Source organism: Cupriavidus sp. MP-37 (assembly GCF_020618415.1).
Lineage (GTDB): Bacteria > Pseudomonadota > Gammaproteobacteria > Burkholderiales > Burkholderiaceae > Cupriavidus.
Map to the genome: position 1 here is coordinate 2,002,339 of NZ_CP085344.1, position 16,263 is coordinate 2,018,601.

A 16,263-nucleotide genomic window follows, 5' to 3' on the forward strand; every position below is an offset into this window, starting at 1 on the left:
CCGGGATTGCGCTGGTCAGCCCTGTGGCTGGCTTTTGCTGTGCTCGCTGAGCTACGCAAGCACTTAATACGTAAATCAAAAAGTTGAAATAACGCTCGGGATGCAAGTGATGTATGGTTTATCAGCCACTTGTTGCCGGGACATCTGCGCTTGGAGAGGATAAGACGCGTCGTTGTCGCTGGCCGAACCGAGCGAGCCTATGACCCACAACGCCTCACGCCTTGCGCCGCCGTTGCGCGCCGGACTGACCGTGCTGGCCGGTACGCTGCCTGTGCTGGCGACTTCGGTGATGGCCCAGCAAGTCACCTGGACTGGCACTGCCGGCAGCAACATCTTCGATAGCGCCAACTGGAGCAGCGGGCAGGTGCCGGGTTATCAGGACGCGGTCCTGATCAATGGCGCGGGGCAAGCGCCGCGCTGGGATACCAGTATCCAGAGCGGCTGGGGTATCGCGCAATTCCTGCTCGGCAGCGGCATCAATACTTCCGCGCAGTTCAGCACCGTTTTCTCACCGGACGTGTATTCCGCACGCTTCGACGTCTACGATCCGAATACCGGTAACTACGCGGAAGCGGGGGTGGGCGTGAACGGCGGCAACGGCCAATGGAACATCGACTTCCGGTCGCAGCCGCAGGCCAACCTGGATGCCACGGTCAGTGCCTTGAATGTTGGCGTCGGCGCCGGCAGCACCGGCCGGCTCAATCTGCTCGGCACCGGCAAGAGCAGCCAGTCCAACAACTACCGCGCCGGGCTCGGCATGACCGCCGGCAATCTGGTGGCGGGTGCGTCCGGCAATGCCAGCGCCGAGATCAACGTGGACGGTGCCGGTCTCGGCGTGCTCCGCGGTTCGATGCTGGTCGGCCAGGGCGGCACGGGCACAGTCAATGTCCTGTCGCGGGGCAAGATTGCCGCGGCATTGGACGGCAGGGTTGACCGTGCGCCGCTGCAGAACCTGGCTGGCAGCAACGGCGGGACTGGCACGATCAACGTCCTGTCCGGTGGCAAGCTGGCCTTTCCGCCAGCCGGGCTGAGCGCTGGCAAGGCACCAGCGATCCTGCCTACCTGGATCGGCAGCAGTGGTGGTCAGGGCACCGTTACGGTCAGCGATGCCGGCTCACAGGCGACGTTTGGCAATGGCCTGGTACTCGGCCAGGGCAGCGGCAGCGTCGGCAATCTCAATATCCTCGCGGGCGGCAAGGTGTTGTCCAGCGTGATCGTGGGCATGGACGAAAACGGCAACCAGTTCGCACGACCGGGCGTGATGCAGCTTGGCGTCGACGGCGGCACCGGCAATGTGACGGTATCGGGCGCGGGATCACGCTGGAACATCGCGGGCAGCGTCACGCAATCCGATGATCCCCAATACGATGGCATCGGCGAGCTTCACGTGGGCGCCGGCGGAACCGGCAACGTCGTCATCGGCGACGGCGGGGTCGTGTCCCTGGGCCGGGGCAAGAGTTCCCTGCCGAGCCCGTACGCCCTGACCCCGTTTGTCGGCGGCCTGGGCTACCTGTATCTGGCCGACAGCGCGGCTTCCCGGGGCCGGCTGACGATCGGTGCGCCGGTGGGCAGCACGCCGGTGGCACCGGGCCAGCTTGAAGCGGCCGGCGTGATCTTTGGCGCCGGCGACGGTGCCATCGTGTTCAACCATGCCGACCAGAACTACCAGTTCGGCATCCCGCTGCAGGGCAGGGGCACCATCGAGAACCATGCGGGCACGACGTGGCTGACCGCGGACAACAGTGCCTTCTCGGGCAGCACCAACCTGTCCGGCGGCACGCTGGGGCTGGCCCGCAACGCATCGATCGGGCAAAGCCAGGTCAACGTGCTGGCGAACGCCGGCCTGGCCTACGCCGATGCCGTCAGTGCCGCCAATCCCGTCGATATCCGCGCCGATGCCACCCTTGCCGCGGTCGTCAGCGCCGGCACCGCCACGCAGGGCGGGGCCATCTCGGGCAGCGGTGCGCTGGACAAGCAAGGCGGCGGTACGCTCAACCTGGCCGCCGCCAACAGCTTCACGGGCCCCGCCGTCGTCAGCGGCGGCACGCTCGCGCTCGTCGGCGCCGGCAGCGTGGCGCAGGCGCAGCGCGTCGTCGCCGACGCCACCTTCGATGTCTCCGCCGCCAGCGGCGCGGCCAACATCCGCAGCCTGGCCGGCCGCGGCATGGTCAATATCGGCGCCGGCAGCCTCAACCTGACCAGCGCCGGCGATATCTATTCCGGCGTGCTCGCCGGCACCGGCGCATTCTCGCTGCTGGCCGGCACCGAATGGCTGAGCGGCGACAGCGGCGGATTCGCCGGCCGCACCGCGGTCAATGGCGGCACGCTTTACGTCACCGGCACGCTGGGCGGCCCGATCGACGTGGCCGCCGGCGGCACGCTGCGCGGCACCGGCACGGTGGGCCCGACCACCATTCGCGCGGGCGGCGCGATTGCCGCCGGCACCCCGGACCAGCGCATCGCCACCCTGGCTTCCCGCGGCAACCTGAACTTCGAGCCGGGCGCCGGCTATGTCGACGTCGACCTGGCCGCGACCTCGGTGGGCGGCCTGCTGCAGGCGCATCGTGGCCGCGGCCGGCGCGTCGCGACACCGGTCACGCAGTTGCTGCCGAGCGACCTGCTCAGTGCCACGGGCAGTGCCACGCTGAACGGCGCCACCGTCAGGCTGGCCGGCATCAACGGCGGCGTGTTCGTGCCGGGCAGCGAGTGGCGCATCCTCGCCGCCAGCGGCGGCGTGACGGGGACCTTCGGCGAGCTGGTGCAGAACCTGCCGTTCGTCACGCTTGCATATCGCTACGACGCCAACGACGCCTACCTCACCGTGGTGCGCAAGCCCGACGTCTCGTTCTGCCAGCCAGGCATGACCAGCAACCAGTGCAACACCGCGGGCGGCGTGGAAAGCCTCGGGATGGGCTCGATCCTGGCGGTGGAGCTGGCATCGCAACTCAGCCGCGGCGACGCCGCGCATGCGCTGGACCTGCTGTCCGGCGAGCAATATGCCTCCGCGCGCAGCGTAATGCTGGAAGACAGCCGCTTCCTGCGCGAGGCGATCAACCATCGCCTGCGCCAGGCGCGGCAGGCGCATCGCGACGGCGTGGAAGCGGAAAGCGGCGACGATGGCGAGCGCGGCGAAAGTGGCGAGGGCGGCGTCCAGGCCAGCGACCGCGGCGCCTGGATCCAGGTGTTCGGCTCCTGGGGCGGCATCAGCGGCAACGGCAATGCCGCGTCGGTCGACCGCAATCTGGGCGGCTTCTTCATCGGTGCCGACCAGCCGCTGGCCTCGGACTGGCGTGTGGGCGCGATGGCCGGCTACAGCCGGTCGGATTTCAAGGTCAAGGACCGCAACTCGTCCGGCAACAGCGACAACTATCACCTGGGCCTGTATGCGGGCAAGCAGTGGCATGAGGTCTCGCTGCGCACGGGTGCCGGCTATACCTGGCATGAGCTTTCGTCGTACCGCACCGTGGCCTTTCCGGGCCTGTATGACCAGACCACGGCTGACTACAGCGGCAGCACCGCCCAGGTGTTCGGCGAAATCAGCTACCAGGCCAAGGCCGGCCCGGTGGCGCTGGAGCCGTTCCTGAACCTGGCCTACGTGCACCTGCATACCGGCAGCTTCAGCGAGCGCGGCACCATCGCAGAACTGGCCGGAGCCAGCAGCAATGCCGACGTCGGCTTCTCCACTTTGGGCCTGCGCGCCTCGCATGGCTTCGTGCTGCGCAACGGCACCCGGCTGAGCGCGACCGGCATGCTGGGCTGGCGCTATGCCATGGGCGACGTCGGCCAGGCCGCCACGCTGTCGTTCCTTGGCGGCGATCCCTTCACCGTCTATGGCGTGCCGATTGCCCGCAATGCCGCGGTCATCGAGGCCGGACTGAAGAGCGCGCTGTCGCCGAACCTGGATGTCGGCCTGACCTATTCCGGCCAGTATGGCGGCGGGGTTCGTGACAGCGGCGTCAAGGCGTTTGTGCACTGGAGGTTCTGAATTGAGTCCAAGCCCGTCCCCCCTGCGCAGCGCGATGGCCCCCGGCGGGCAGGCAGCGGTGCCGCCGGCGCGGCGCCCGGCCACGCCCATCCCCGTCCCGCAATATGGCACGCCGGCCGGCGCCCCGCTGCTGGTCGAAACAGGCGATTTCCTGCTGCGCAGCCTGGTTCCGGCCGATGCCAACGAACGCTTCCTCGCCTGGCTCGGCAACGAAGAGATGCTGCGCGGGTTGAACCTGCCGCTGCTGAACTTCACCCTGCCGGAACTGGCGGATTTCATCGCGGGCTTCGACAACCAGCGCAACTACCTGGTCGGCATCTTTGACAAGCGCACCCGGCTGCTGATCGGCTTCTACACCGTCGACGTCAACCTTGCGCACAAGGTCGGCCATCTCACCACGGGCATCGGCGAGAACGCCTACTGGGGCAAGGGCGTGCTGTGGGCGACCATCGATGCGCTGCTCGATCATTTCTACCTGTACCGCGACGTCGACAAGATGGTGGCGCGGATCCTCGGCAATAACCGCCGCATGCTGTTCAACTTTATCGACAACACCCGCTTCGTCTTTGAAGCCAGGCTCCGCGGCGAGTGCCTGTCGCTGGACGGCAAGCGGCTGGATGTCCTGGTCTTTGCCTCGTTCCGCACCTGAGCGCCGTCGATGCCGTGTCCCCTCGAGCCCACACCCACCGGCAACCCGCTGCTGGCGCATGTTCCCGGACGCTTCGGCTCGATAGCCGAGGCGCTTGACTATGCCGGCCGCGGCGAGACCGGCGTCAACTTCTATGGCGCCTCGGGCGAGCTTCAGCAGGTCCTGAGCTACCGCACGCTGCGCGAGCGCGCGCGCGCGGCCGCCGCGTGCCTGGCCGGCATGGCCTTGCCGCCGGGCAGCGTGATGGCGATGATCGCCGACACCGGTCCCGACTTCCTGGTGTGCTTCTACGCGTGCCAGTACGCCGGGCTGGTGCCATGCCCGCTGCCTTACACGGTGTATGCCGGTGGCAAGGATGCCTACGTGGCGCAGTTGCGCGCGATGCTGGCAGGCAGCGGCGCAGCCGTGTTGCTGGCGCCCCGGGCCATTCTGCCGTGCGCCGTTGCCGCGGCACAGGCGCTGCCGCGCGTGCGCGTGCTGGCCTTCGAGGCGGTCGACGAACTTCCCATAGGCCCGTTGCCGCCGGCCTCCGGTCCGGCCGCATGCGCTTATATCCAGCACTCGTCCGGCACCACCTCGCATCCGCGCGCGATTGAAGTCAGCCAGCGCGCCCTGTGCGCCAACATCGAGGCGATGCTGGTGCATGGCCTGCGCCTGGGCCCGCGGGACCGGGCCTGCTCATGGCTGCCCCTGTTCCATGACATGGGCCTGGTGGGCTTCGCCATCGGCGCCATGTTCGGGCAATGCAGCGTCGATTTCCTGAGTCCCGCCGCATTCGCGCGCCGGCCGCTGGCGTGGCCCAGGCTGATGTCCGACAACCGCGCGACCATTACCTACGCGCCGGCGTTCGGCTATCGGCTTGCCGCGAGACGCATGCACGCAGCACCGACGCTGGACCTGTCGTCGCTGCGCGTGGCCGGCGTGGGCGCTGACATGGTGCCGCCTGAGGTGCTCGATGAATTCGCCGCCGCCTTCGGCCCGGCGGGTTTTCGCCGCCAGGCCTTCCTGCCCAGCTATGGCCTGGCCGAGGCAACGCTGGCGGTGTCGATCGCCGCCCCGGGCAGCGGCGCCCGCGTCGTGGCCTGCCCCGGCGATGCCAGCGCCGGCGGCAAGCCGCTGGTTTCCTGCGGCCAGCCATTGCCCGGGGTCGAGGTCATGGTGGCCGATGCCGCAGGCATGCCGGTGCCGGGCGGTCGGGTCGGCCATGTATGGGTGCGCGGCGACAGCATTGCCGCCGGCTATCGCAATGATGCCGCGGCGGCGGCCGCCATGCGGCGCCGCGACGGCTATATCGATACCGGTGACCTCGGCTTCCTGGCCGGCGCCGAACTGGTCATCACCGGCCGCGCCAAGGATGTGCTGGTGCTGCGCGGCAGGTCGCTGTCGGCGCAGGGCGTGGAGGCCGTCGTCGAAGCCGTGCCGCCGCTGCATGCGGGCGATGCCGCGGCATTCTGCGTGGCGCAGCAGGACGATGAAGACTGCCTGGTGGTGCTGGTCCAGTGTGGCATTGCCGAGGCGGCCGCGCGCGCGCGGCTGCGCCAGGACGTGCAGGCGGCGCTTGGCGAGGCCTTCGGGCTGGCGGGGCGTGTGGTGCTGGTCGCGCCGCGCGCGTTGCCGCGTACCTCGTCGGGCAAGCTGTCGCGCGCGCAGGCCAGGCGCGACTACCTGGCCGGCGCGCTGGTCGAGACGGCTGAGCCGGCTTGTCAGGAAACCGCTTGAATCGCGAAAGGTGGGGCTATGGACTATTTGCAGGAAGCCAGGGAGCTGCTGTCGGGCTGCCTGTTCGTGCCGGTGGAGAAGATCGATGCCGATGCCAGCATCCATACGCTGCACGACATGGACAGCCTGACCTTCGAAATGATCGTGATGGAAATCGAAAAGCGCACCATGAAGGAGGTCGATCCGGTGGCGCTGCTGGAGCTGCGCACGGTCAGTGACCTGGCGGGCCTGCTGGAGAGCGGGCGATGAGCCAGTCGTCGGAGTTCTGCAACGCGCTGTACCAGCTCAGCCGGAGCCACAATGCCGCCAACGTGGAGCTGGAACTGAACGGCGTGCCGGTACTGGTGATCCAGCGCCATGAGGACGCGGACCGCGTGCTGCGCGCCAACGCCTCCAACTATCGCAAGAACATGGCGTGGTTCCGGCAAGCGCTGGGCGCGTCGCGGTTTTCGGAGGACGGCGCGGCGTGGGAGATCCGGCGCGCGCTGACCCAGCATTACTTCACCAGGTTCGATCGCCAGCAGACCTTTGCGCTGGCCACGCAGTATGCGCACGCGGCCGTGGCGCGGCTGGCCGCGGCCAGCGCGGCCGGGGCCGCCACCATCGACGACGCGGTGCTGCGCGAGATGTCGGTGTCGGTGCTGGTCAGGAGTTTCCTGGGCGTGGAATTCGCGCAGACCGGGATAGACCTCGGCAACCTCGCCCAGTTGATGGAGTGCGGTTCCGAGTATTCGTTCGTGCCGCCCGGCCGGACCAGCGCCCTGTATCGCGAGACGCTGGCGCGCCTGCCGGACCTGCGCCGCCGCGTGCTGCAGGATTTCAAGCGGTTCCGCGCGCCGGGCGCGGCGGACAGCGCCTTGCTGGCGGACATGCTCGCCATCGACCGCGACCCCGCCAACGACGTCGTGCTTGAGCACGAATTGCTGACGTTCTTTGCCGCGGGCGCCGAAACCACCGCCGCCACCATGGGCTGGGCCTGCTACCTGCTGGCACGCTATCCGGCCGTGCAGCAGCAGCTGCGCGAGTCCTTGCTGGCCGCGACCCAGCGCGACGCCGACTGGGAGACGCTGCAGCGGCTGCAGCCGCTGCAGCGCTTTATTTCGGAAACGTTGCGCCTCTATCCCCCCACGCCCATCATCGCGCGCTTTGCCAACGGCCCGGACGTGATTGGCGGACGCAGTATTCCGGCCGGGCAGAACATCCTCGTTTCCTTCATCGGCATCCAGCATGATGCGCGGCAACGGCCGGACCCCTGGCAGCTCGACCTGGGCCAAGGCGGTGCTGGCCCAGGCGGCGGCACCGCGTTCAGCTTCGGGCCGCGCGTCTGTGGCGGCAAGCATTTCGCCCTGGTCGAGCTTGCCGCTTTCCTCGCGGTATTCCTGACGCAGGCGCGCTTCACGCTGACCTCCGAGGCGCCGCCGCGCTATCACTGGAAGGCGCAGATGCTGCGTGAAGGCGGCCAGCCCGTGCATGTCGGCCGGGCGGCAGCGCGGCCAGCGGTGGACGCGGCATCCCGCGTAGCCGGTACCGCGCAAGCCCCGGCACCATGAGCGCCCGCACCTGGTTCGTCACCGGGGCCAGCAGCGGCATCGGCCTGGCACTCATCCAGCAATTGCTGGCGCGCGGCGACCGTGTGGCAGCCACCGTGCGCGGTGCGTCGTGCACGCCGGAACTGGAGCGGCTGCGCGAACGGTTCGGCCATGCGCTATGCATCTTCGGGCTCGACCTCACCGATGGCGAACGGATTGCGCCGTGTGTGGATCAAGTCTTTGGCAGCATGGGGCGCATCGACGTCCTGGCGAGCAACGCGGGCGCCATGCTGGTGGGGGCCGCCGAGGAAGTCGAACCGGCGCAGATCCGGCGCCAGCTCGACACCAACCTGCTGGGCCCGATCCTGCTGATCCGCGCCGCGTTGCCGCATTTGCGCAGGCAGGGCGGCGGGCACATCGTGCAACTCAGCAGCGAGGCCGGGCAGACCGCCTTGCCTGGCACCAGCCTCTACAGTGCCTCGAAATGGGGGATTGAAGGCTTCTGCGAGTCGCTCGCGCTGGAGGTGGCCGGGTTCGGCATTGCCGTCACGCTGGTCGAGCCCGGGCGCGCGCCGACCCGCCTGGACGCAAACGCCGATACCGCGCGTCAATGGATCGACGCCTATCAGCGCGGCGCGGTGGGCAACCTGCGCCGGCTGGTTGCGATGGGCAGGTTCAGCGGCCGGGGCGACCCGCAGCGCTTCGCGCAAGCGATCATTGCCGCCGCCGGCAGCGCCGCGCCGCCGCGCCGGCTGGTCATCGGCAGCGACGCCTGGCGCAATATCACGCGTGCCCTGCGCGCGCGCCTGCGCGAAGTGGAAGCCCAACAAGCTAGTGCCGCGGCGGGGGACCGCGACCAGGCGGCGCAACCCGCACCCGAGCCGCCGCGACGCGTCGCGGGCCCGGCCTAGCCGGCACTGCGCCGCGGCGCGTTTTCGCCGCGGGACGGTCGCGTTGGGTACACTATCCGGCCACGTGACTGGCGCAACATTGCCCCCTATGAGTTTCGATGCCCTGCTGGATCTGTTCGAGCAACGTGTTCCGGCCCATCCGTCCGCGCAGATTGCCTTGTACCTGCTGGCGCTGGTGCTGATCGCGGTGCTGGCGCAATGGCTGTGCGGCCGTGTGTCGTCACGCCTTGCGCATCGCCTGCTGACGGTATGGGGCAAGGGGCAGTGGAGCAGGGCGCTGACGCGCCATCGTGCCTACCGCCGCTTCGGCTACGCGGTGGGCTTTGCCGTGATCACCATCGGCATCGGCGAAGTCCCGCACATGGGCCGCTATGCGCTGGCGATCGAGCGCCTGGCGCATGCCGGCCTGTGGATCTGCTTCTTCCTGATGCTGGGCGGCGTGCTGAGCGCCTGGCAGGACGTGTACGCCAGCAGCCGCCGGGCGCAGACGCGTTCGATCAAGGGCTATATCCAGGTCGGGCGGCTGGGCCTCGGACTGGTGTGCGCGGTGCTGGTGCTGTCGATCCTGATCAACCGCTCGCCGCTGTGGATGCTGTCCGGCCTGGGCGCGCTGTCGGCGGTGCTGCTGCTGGTGTTCAAGGACACGCTGCTGTCGCTGGTCGCGAGCACGCAACTGACTTCCAACGACATGCTGCGCATCGGCGACTGGATCGAGATGCCCCAGTGCAACGCCGACGGCTACGTCAAGGACATCGCGCTGCATACGGTCAAGGTGCAGAACTGGGACAACACCGTGACCACGGTGCCGACCTACAAGCTGTTCTCGGAGAGCTATCGCAACTACCGCCAGATGTTCGAGTCCGGCGCACGCCGGATCAAGCGCACGCTGCGGCTGGATGCGGGCAGCGTGCGTTTCCTCGAGGACCGCGAGGTCCACGCGCTGATGCGTTTCCGCCTGCTGCACGACTACCTGGAAGAGAAGCAGCGCGAGGTCGACGAGGCCAACCGGCTGCTGATCGCCGCCGGCAACGACCCGGTCAACCGGCGCCGGCTGACCAACATCGGCACTTTCCGCGCCTATGGCATTGCCTATCTGAGGGCCCACCCCGAGATCCACCACGACCTGCTGCTGAACGTGCGCATGATGGAGCCCGATTCGCAGGGCATCCCGGTCGAGATCTACTGCTTCACCGCGCTCACCGCTTGGATGGACTACGAGCGCATCCAGGGCGATGTGTTCGACCACCTGCTGGCGATCCTGCCGGAACTGGGGCTGCGGCTGTACCAGGCACCGTCGGGCGCCGACCTGAACGGCGTACGCATCGCGCCGGTGCTGGCCGCGGCGCAGGTGGCGGCCGCGCAGGCGGTCCAGCATGCCCCGGCCAACGGCGCCGCCGCCGGCAGCCATCCGATGTAGCGGGGATGTAGCGGCATGCAGGGAGGCGCGGCTCAGCCCACCGCGCGCGGGCGCACGCGGCTGGCGGCTTCCTTGGCGCGCGTGCGCGCGGTGTCGATATCGCCGGCATAGGCCAGCGCCACGCCCATGCGGCGCCGGGCGAAGCTCTCCGGCTTGCCGAACAGCCGCACCTCGGTCTGCGGCACGCGCAAGGCCTGGTCGACGCCGTCGAAGACCACCCCTTGGGCTTCCACGCCGCCGTAGATCACGGCGCTGGCGCCGGGGCTGCGCAGCGTGGTGTCGACCGGCAGGCCGAGGATGGCGCGGGCATGCAGCTCGAACTCGTTCTGCCATTGCGTGGCCATGGTGACCATGCCGGTGTCGTGCGGGCGCGGGCTGACTTCGCTGAACCAGACCTGCTCGCCCTTGACGAACAGCTCGACGCCGAACAGGCCCATGCCGCCGAGGTCGGCGGTGACCGCCTGCGCGATGCGCTGCGCGCTGGCCAGCGCGGCGGGGTGCATCGGCTGCGGCTGCCAGCTCTCGACATAGTCGCCGCTGACCTGCAGGTGGCCGATCGGCGCGCAGAACTGTGTTTCGACCTGGCCGCTGGCGCCGATCGCACGAACGGTCAGCAGCGTGATTTCGTAGTCGAAATCGATAAAGCCTTCGACGATCACGCGGCCGTGGCTGACGCGGCCGCCGGCCATGGCGTAGTCCCACGCCGCCTTCACGCCCTCGGGACCGTCGATCTTGCTCTGGCCCTTGCCGGAGCTGCTCATCACCGGCTTGACCACGCACGGGTAACCGATGCCGCCGTCGATGGCGGCCTGCAGTTCCTCGAGCGAGTCGCAGAACTGGTAGGGGCTGGTCGGCAGGCCGAGCGACTCGGCGGCGAGCCGGCGGATGCCTTCGCGGTCCATGGTCAGGCGCGCGGCGCGGGCGGTGGGGATCACGCGCACGGTGCCGGCGGCTTCCAGCGTTTCCAGCATCGCCGTGGCGATGGCCTCGATCTCGGGCACCACCAGGTGCGGCTTTTCGGCTTCGATCAGGGCCTTGAGCTGGTCCGGGTCGCTCATGGCGATGGTGCGCGCGTGATGCGCGACCTGCTGGCCGGGCGCATTGTCATAGCGGTCGACGGCGATGGTCTCCACGCCCAGGCGCTGCAATGCGATCAGCACCTCCTTGCCGAGCTCGCCGGAGCCGAGCAGCATCACTTTGGTGGCGGAGGGGGAAAGGGGCGTTCCGAGGGTGGTCATGGCGGCAGGTCCGGCGAGGCGAAAGGAAAACCCGGATTGTACGTGCTGCCGCGCGCCCTGGTGCCGCCTGGACTAGTCTTCGGCGTCGCGCGAGCCGGTGGGGCGACGCGCCGCCTGGTCCCTGCGGTCGGCGGCCTCGGCCTCGGCCGGGCTCGACGCGACGCCGTACATGCCATGACGCGGCGTGCCCGGGGGCAGATTGCCGAGATCGGTGGGCTGGTAGGGGTGCGGGCCGGGCGGGGGCTGCGAGGTATCGCTGGACGGATGCGCGCGGCCGGTCAGCTTCTCGTCCCGGGTCACGCTGTGGCCGCCGTAATGGTAGTCGGTCAGTGATCCCTCATGCGCGGGGGCCGATGGTGCCGGCGCGCCGGAGATGTCGGTCACGCGTACCGGAATCGACGGATAGACCTGCTGGGCGCCGGCGATCGCCATGTCGGGCGAGTCGAACTCGCCGTCGAGCCGTTCCGGGGCGCCCTTGCCGGTGCGTATTTCCAGATGCCAGCGGCCGTCTTCCGGGCCGCACACCAGGATTTCCTGTTCGGTCGAGGTCATGGGGGCCTCCTTGGGTCTGAGCGTTGCGTCTCTGCGCAGACAGGCACGAACCGTTCCAGCGCCGCCCCCGCGTCGTACCGGCCTGTGCGCAAGTCGCGTGACGCCAGATTTACAATGCGCGCCCGTTCTTACCGCCGCCCCCGCTCAGGACGTCGCCATCAACGGCGGCCGCGGCCGGGTCGCGACCGCGAAAGCGATCTGCGCGAGCCCCGCCGCCAGCCCCAGCGCCACCCCGGCCTGCCAGGCCACGGTATAGGAGCCCAGCGCGTCATAGACCAGCCCGCCGCCGAAGGCGCCGACAAAGCTGCCGATCTGGTGGCTGAAGAAGGCCACGCCGCCCAGCATCGCCTGCCAGCGCAGGCCGAAGGTCTCGGCGATCCAGCCCGACACCAGCGGCGCCACGCCGAGCCACAGGAAGCCCATCACCGCGGCGAACACCAGCGTGCTCTGCGGTGTCGGCGCCGACGAGAAATACCAGGTCAGCGCCAGCGAACGCAGCGTATAGATGCCGCCCAGCAGCATCAGCTTGTTGAAGCGGCCGCCGGCCCAGCCGAAAAAGATGCTGCCCAGCACGTTGAAGCCGCCGATCACGCCCAGCGCCTCGGCGCTGAGCATCGGGTCCATGCCGCACACGTCGAGATACGACGGCAGGTGCGTGGTCAGGAAGACCAGCTGCATGCCGCAGACGAAATAGGCCAGCGCCATCACCACAAAGGGGGCGTGGCGCAGCGCGGTGCCGAGCGCCTGGCGCGCGTTGTCCTGGCCGATTCCCGCCGGCGTGGCCAGCGGCAGCCGGTCAACGCGCCCGGCCGCCCACGCCGCCGGCAGCATCACCAGCGCCAGCAGCACGAAGGCGGCGAGGCCTGTGCGCCAGCCATAGGCCTGCGTCACCATCTGCCCGATCGGCGCCGCCAGCAGCGCGCCCAGCGAGCCCGCGCCCGACACCAGCCCCAGCACCGTGCTGCGCAGCGCCGCCGGCACCGGCCGCGCCGCCACCGCCATCGCCAGCGCGCTGCCGGTGCAGGCCATCGACGCGCCGATGGCCACGCCCGCGCCCAGGGTGACGCCGACCAGGCTGTGCGCGGTCGCCAGCAGCACCAGCCCGATCACATACAGCAGCGACCCCGCCATCATCAGCGGCCGGAAGCCGATGCGCGTGGCCCAGGCGCCGGCGAGCGGCTGCAGCAGGCCCCACGCCAGGTTCTGCACGGCGATGGCGACGGTGAAATCCGACACCGAGATGCCGATGTCGCGGGTCAGCGGCGGCATGAAGATGCCCAGGCTCTGGCGCAGGCCCATGGCCAGGCTGAGCATCACGGAAGCGCCGAGCAGGATCGGCAAGGCCGGGCGCAGGCCGGCATAGCGGGAAGGAGCGGGGACGGGGGAGAGGGAGGGAGGCACGCTGGAGTCTCGGTCGCTGGGTTTTCGTTGTCGTTGTGGCCCCGGGCGCCTGCCATGTCTGCAATGTCTTGGAATTTAAGCGGGCACTGAATATACCGCAGGGTAAGGCGAGGGTATGCCGCGGCGCGCGGCCGTGTCAATTTGGCTTTGGGCCGGGCCACCTTCCGATTTGGCAAAGGCGGCCCGGCAGGGCGGCGCACTCAGTCCAGGCTGACCTTCGATGCGCGGATGGTCTCGCCCCAGCGCTGGATCTCGCCGCGGACCAGCGCGGCAAACTTCGGCTGCGCCTCGCCGCCGGGGGTGCCGCCCATGTCGCGGAAGCGGGTCACCACCTCGGGATCGCGCAGCGCCTTGCCCAGCGCGTCCTGCAGCGCCGCGGCGACCGCCGGCGGGGTCTTGGCCGGGGCGAAGAACCCCAGCCAGCCCATCACCACGAAGTCTTTCACGCCGGCCTGCGCCATGGTGGGCACGTCAGGCAGCGCGGGCAGGCGCTCGGCGCTGGTCACCGCCAGCGCGCGCAGCTTGCCGGCGCGGATCTGCGGCAACGCCTGGGTCAGGTTGTCGAACATGAAGGTGGTTTCACCCGCCAGCACGGAGGTGGTGGCCGGCGTCGATCCCTTGTAGGGGACGTGGATCACCTCGGTGCCGGTGCGCAGGCGGAACAGTTCCGCGGTCAGGTGCGTGGTCTGGCCGATGCCGGCCGAGGCATAGGAATACTTGCCCGGCGACTGCTTGAGCTGCGCCACCAGCTCGGCCACGCTGCGCACCGGCGCCTGCGCGCCGACCACCAGCACATTGGCGAACGAGATCAAATCGGTCAGCGGCAGGAAATCCTGCGGCTGGTAGGACAACTGCTTGTAGGCGCTGTAGTTGATCGCGTGCGAACCGGTATTGCCGACCAGCAGCGTGTAGCCGTCCGGCGCCGCGCGCATGAAGGCCTGCGTGCCGATGATGCCGCCGCTGCCGGGCTTGTTGTCGACCACCACCGGCTGGCCGAGGATGGCCGACAGCTTCTGCGCCACCAGCCGGGTCGGGATATCGGTGGTGCCGCCGGGCGCGCCGGGCACGATGATGGTGATGGGCCGCTCGGGCCAGGCCGCGGCATGGGCGCCGCAGGGCAGCGCCGCGGCGGCGGCCAGCAGCAGGGCTGCGCTAGTATGGGACAGCGATGCGGGCAGCTTGGGTGTCATGGGTCTCCTCCATGTTGTAGTGGGTGTGCTGCTTGGTAACGCGAGAAAAAATGCGAGAAAAATGCGAGAACGGCCGGCTTGCGGCCGGCCGTCCTCAGGTCGGGGCGGAAGCTCTCACTTGCCCGTCCACACCGGCTTGCGCTTCTCGGCGAACGCGGCCGCGCCTTCGCGCGCGTCGGCGGAAGTGAAAACCGGATCGATCAGCGGCTTCTGCCGCGCGAACATTTCCTCGCGGGTCCAGTCGCCCGACTGCGCCACCACCTGCTTGCTGGCGGCGATGGCGAGCGGCCCGTTGGCGCCGACCGCATCGGCCAGTTGCAGCGCGGCGTCGAGCGCGCCGCCGGCATCGGTCAGGCGGTTGACCAGGCCCAGCTCGTAGGCGCGCTCGGCCGGCAGCATGTCGCCGGTCAACGCGTATTCCATCGCCACGTGGTACGGCACGCGGCGCGGCAGGCGGATCAGGCCGCCGGCGGCGGCGGCCAGGCCGCGCTTGACTTCAGGCAGGCCGAACTTCGCCGCGCGCGAGGCCACCACCAGGTCGCAGGCCAGCACCAGCTCGAAGCCGCCGGCCAGCGCATAGCCCTCGACCGCGGCAATCAGCACCTTGCGCGGCGGCCGTTCGGTCAGGCCGCCGAAGCCGCGGCCGGGAATGCTCGGGCGCTTGCCGGCCAGGAAGCCCTTCAGGTCCATGCCGGAGCAGAAGGTGCCGCCGGCGCCGGTCAGCACCGCCAGGCTCAGGTCATCGCGCGCATCGAGTTCATCCAGCGCGGCGGCAATTGCCGTGGCGGTCTCGAAGTCCATTGCATTGCGGGCCTCGGGACGGTTGATGGTCAGCACCATCACGTTGCCGCGGATTTCCTTCAGCAGGGTATCGCTCATGGGTCTCTCCTGTCTGGGTCGTCCGGCTCAGCGCGGCGCCATGCGGATGGCGCCGTCGAGGCGGATGGTCTCGCCGTTGAGCATCGGGTTCTCGAGGATGTGCAGCGCGGTCGAGGCGTATTCGTCGGGCGCGCCCAGGCGCGCCGGGTGCGGCACCATGGCGCCGAGCGAGGCGCGCACGTTCTCGGGCAGCTTGGCCAGCAGCGGGGTGTCGAACAGCCCCGGGGCGATGGTGCAGACGCGGATCGCGCGCTGCGCCAGGTCGCGTGCGGCGACCAGCGTCATGCCGACGATGCCGGCCTTGGCCGAGGCATAGGGAATCTGGCCGATCTGGCCTTCGTAGGCCGCCACCGAGGCCGTCAGCACGCAGGCGCCGCGTTCGCCGTCGACCAGCTCGTTCTTCGCCATGCGCGCGGCGCCCAAGCGCAGCGCGTTGAAGGTGCCGATCAGGTTGATGCGCACGATCGACTCGTACTTTCCCAGCGAGCCCGGCGAGCCGTCCTTCTCGACCACGCGCACCGGGCCGCCCAGGCCGGCGCAATGGATCAGCGCGCGCAGCGGGGCCACGGCCTCGGCGGCGTCGTAGACCGCGTTCATCTGCCCGGTGTCGGTCACGTCGGCCTTGACGAAGCGGACCTTGCCGCCGAACTCGTCGACCACGGCGTTGCCGCGCTCTTCCGACAGGTCGGCGATGACCACGTCGACGCCGCGTTCCACCAGGCGCCGCACGCAGGCCAGGCCCAGGCCGGAAGCGCCGCCGGTGACGACGGCGGACATATTGGTCAGTTTCATG

The 16,263-nt window shown here is 69.4% G+C and carries 13 protein-coding genes; 7 read left to right on the forward strand and 6 right to left on the reverse strand.

Features of this window, described 5'->3' with window-relative positions:
* Positions 1-199: 199 nt before the first annotated feature.
* The 7 genes from LIN44_RS09370 (at position 200) to LIN44_RS09400 (ending at position 10,210) form a co-directional block, all read left to right on the forward strand.
* The gene (locus tag LIN44_RS09370) at positions 200-3,985 is read left to right on the forward strand and encodes an autotransporter domain-containing protein (RefSeq protein ID WP_227311929.1); all 3,786 of its coding nucleotides are present in this window, start codon (positions 200-202) and stop codon (positions 3,983-3,985) included.
* Between the two features lies 1 nt (position 3,986).
* On the forward strand, positions 3,987-4,634 hold the full coding sequence (locus tag LIN44_RS09375; RefSeq protein ID WP_227311930.1) for a GNAT family N-acetyltransferase: 648 nt from the start codon (positions 3,987-3,989) through the stop codon (positions 4,632-4,634).
* 9 nt (positions 4,635-4,643) lie between these two features.
* Entirely contained in the window at positions 4,644-6,353 is a 1,710-nt protein-coding gene (locus LIN44_RS09380; protein WP_227311931.1) for an AMP-binding protein, read from the forward strand.
* Positions 6,354-6,371: 18 nt separating this feature from the next.
* On the forward strand, positions 6,372-6,602 hold the full coding sequence (locus tag LIN44_RS09385) for an acyl carrier protein (protein WP_227311932.1): 231 nt from the start codon (positions 6,372-6,374) through the stop codon (positions 6,600-6,602).
* The gene (locus tag LIN44_RS09390; protein WP_227311933.1) at positions 6,599-7,903 is read left to right on the forward strand and encodes a cytochrome P450; all 1,305 of its coding nucleotides are present in this window, start codon (positions 6,599-6,601) and stop codon (positions 7,901-7,903) included. Before LIN44_RS09385 ends, LIN44_RS09390 begins: the two co-directional genes overlap by 4 nt.
* Positions 7,900-8,793 (forward strand): SDR family oxidoreductase, encoded by an 894-nt coding sequence (locus LIN44_RS09395; protein ID WP_227311934.1) that lies wholly within the window; start codon positions 7,900-7,902, stop codon positions 8,791-8,793. The genes LIN44_RS09390 and LIN44_RS09395 overlap by 4 nt, the downstream gene beginning before the upstream one ends.
* A gap of 88 nt (positions 8,794-8,881) precedes the next feature.
* Complete coding sequence (locus tag LIN44_RS09400; RefSeq protein WP_227311935.1) at positions 8,882-10,210, forward strand: mechanosensitive ion channel family protein; 1,329 nt, start codon at positions 8,882-8,884, stop codon at positions 10,208-10,210.
* A gap of 32 nt (positions 10,211-10,242) precedes the next feature.
* Here the strand turns inward: LIN44_RS09400 and purT are convergent, their stop codons facing one another.
* From purT to LIN44_RS09430, 6 genes are all read right to left on the reverse strand, one after another.
* Positions 10,243-11,448 carry a formate-dependent phosphoribosylglycinamide formyltransferase gene (purT, locus tag LIN44_RS09405; protein WP_227311936.1) on the reverse strand — a complete coding sequence of 402 codons (1,206 nt, stop codon included), beginning with the start codon at positions 11,446-11,448 and terminating at the stop codon, positions 10,243-10,245.
* A 72-nt stretch (positions 11,449-11,520) separates the two neighbouring features.
* Positions 11,521-12,000: a hypothetical protein gene (locus tag LIN44_RS09410; protein ID WP_227311937.1), complete on the reverse strand. Its 480-nt coding sequence runs from the start codon at positions 11,998-12,000 to the stop codon at positions 11,521-11,523.
* Between the two features lie 144 nt (positions 12,001-12,144).
* Positions 12,145-13,314 carry an MFS transporter gene (locus tag LIN44_RS09415; RefSeq protein WP_227314371.1) on the reverse strand — a complete coding sequence of 390 codons (1,170 nt, stop codon included), beginning with the start codon at positions 13,312-13,314 and terminating at the stop codon, positions 12,145-12,147.
* A 287-nt stretch (positions 13,315-13,601) separates the two neighbouring features.
* A complete protein-coding gene (locus tag LIN44_RS09420; protein WP_227311938.1) occupies positions 13,602-14,591 on the reverse strand; it encodes a tripartite tricarboxylate transporter substrate binding protein in 990 nt (329 codons plus the stop codon).
* 114 nt (positions 14,592-14,705) lie between these two features.
* Positions 14,706-15,470 carry a crotonase/enoyl-CoA hydratase family protein gene (locus LIN44_RS09425; RefSeq protein ID WP_227311939.1) on the reverse strand — a complete coding sequence of 255 codons (765 nt, stop codon included), beginning with the start codon at positions 15,468-15,470 and terminating at the stop codon, positions 14,706-14,708.
* Between the two features lie 27 nt (positions 15,471-15,497).
* Positions 15,498-16,262, reverse strand: coding sequence for an SDR family NAD(P)-dependent oxidoreductase (locus LIN44_RS09430; RefSeq protein ID WP_227311940.1), 765 nt, complete (start codon positions 16,260-16,262; stop codon positions 15,498-15,500).
* Position 16,263 lies beyond the last annotated feature (1 nt).